At 33.8% G+C, this 547-nt stretch carries 1 pseudogene; it reads right to left on the reverse strand.

Features of this window, described 5'->3' with window-relative positions:
• Positions 1 to 454 precede the first annotated feature (454 nt).
• Positions 455 to 547: pseudogene (locus BEB54_RS29885) on the reverse strand (molecular chaperone GroEL); the annotation flags it as partial.

Here is a 547-nt window from a genome sequence, read left to right on the forward strand (position 1 = left end):
AGTTTAATGTTGGTAGAACCATCATCAATAAAGATTTTCATAACCAGTCTCCGTTGCTCATAAACAAATAGAAAAAAACAAACATGCTTCATACATGCAATGTATATTCAATTATAATGGTAAAATGGTCTTTCTGAAAGGAGAAGAGCAACATAAAAACACGATAAGCTGCATGTACATTGTACACATAACTTTAAGACCAGAGAAAATCATAGATACAAAAAATTATGAAGGTTATATGTGATACATAAATGCAATATAAAAACATTTTTGACATCATGGTTCAGGTTAAGGGAAAAGGAATGAAATGGTGAAACTGAGAGGAAAGGAAAGCAGTGACGAATCATGTCACCATAAACAGAGAGATGTCTAATGGGGACTCTTTAGGTACGTGAAGAATCCCCATAACTCATTTAAAAGACACACATCAAATACCCCTAAGGTATCCGATAGTTTATTGACCTATTGCACCATCACGTTCAAGCTTCTCTCTTATAGCCTCAATAATATATGAGCTAAAATCCAGAGATGTTTTACTGGTCGCTTT

It is taken from the genome of Escherichia sp. MOD1-EC6021, from assembly GCF_002965245.1.
Lineage (GTDB): Bacteria > Pseudomonadota > Gammaproteobacteria > Enterobacterales > Enterobacteriaceae > Escherichia > Escherichia coli_F.